This window comes from Streptomyces sp. IBSBF 3136 (assembly GCF_036815105.1).
Taxonomy (GTDB): Bacteria; Actinomycetota; Actinomycetes; order Streptomycetales; family Streptomycetaceae; genus Streptomyces.
This window is the reverse complement of the sequence record NZ_JAJSZC010000469.1, coordinates 1-1,061: the sequence shown is the minus strand read 5'-3', so window position 1 is coordinate 1,061 and position 1,061 is coordinate 1. Positions and strand designations below refer to the sequence as shown.

The 1,061-nt window shown below is 77.6% G+C and carries 1 protein-coding gene; it reads left to right on the top strand.

Features of this window, described 5'->3' with window-relative positions; all coding sequences use genetic code 11:
• Positions 1-103: 103 nt before the first annotated feature.
• On the top strand, positions 104-1,061 hold a 958-nt coding region (locus V7E45_RS40270; RefSeq protein ID WP_443056361.1), incomplete at its 3' end, for a sacsin N-terminal ATP-binding-like domain-containing protein.

Below are 1,061 nucleotides of genomic sequence, written 5' to 3'. Positions count from 1 at the left end.
CCGCCGGCCCGACCCCGACCAACACCCCCGTCCTGACCTCGTCCTTCGGTCTCCCCGCCGCACTCGCTGTACCTTCGTCCTCACGTCGACGAGGAGAGTGAACGTGAGCAAGTACGTGCGGCCCGCGGCCGAGGGCGCCGACCCCTTCGGCACCGCCCGCCTGCGCCGCGGGGTCCTCGACGCCTGGGCCACCAGCCCCGCCCGGTTCCGCGAGGACGCCAACGCCGAGGAGGACCTGGTCCTCGGCGGCTACCGGGACCGGCTCGTGGTCGAGCTGGCCCAGAACGCCGCGGACGCCGCCGCACGCGCGGGCGCCCCCGGCCGGCTGAGGCTCACCCTCCGCGACGGGGTGCTGGTCGCCGCCAACACCGGCGCCCCCCTGGACGCGACCGGCGTCGAGTCCCTGTCCACCCTGCGGGCCTCCGCCAAGCGCGACGCCCAGGACACCCACGGCGCCGTCGGCCGGTTCGGCGTCGGCTTCGCCGCCGTGCTCTCCGTCACCGACGAACCCGCGATCATCGGCCGCCACGGCGGGGTCCGCTGGTCCTTGGCCGAGGCCCGGACCCTGGCCGCCGACACCGCCCGGCACAGTCCCGGCCTCGGGGACGAGATCCGCCGCCGCGACGGACATGTCCCGCTCCTGCGGCTGCCCTTCGCCGCCGAGGGCTCCGCCCCGGAGCCGTACGACACCGCGGTCATCCTGCCGCTGCGCGACACCGCCGCCACCGACCTCGCCGAACGCCTCCTCGGCGCCGTCGACGACGCCCTGCTGCTCGCCCTGCCCGGGCTCGACGAGGTCGTCGTCGAGGTCAACGGCGAGACCCCGCGCACCCTGCGCCGCCGGACCGAGGACGGCGTCACCGTCGTGGAGGACTCCCGGGACGGCACCACCCGCTGGCGCACCGCCGCCGCGCACGGCCCGCTCACCCCCGACCTGCTCGCCGACCGGCCGGTGGAGGAACGCCTGCGCCCGCACTGGTCGGTGACCTGGGCCGTCCCCACCGACGCCGACGGCCGCCCGGCCCGGCCGCGCACCACGCCCGTCGTGCACGCCCCCACCC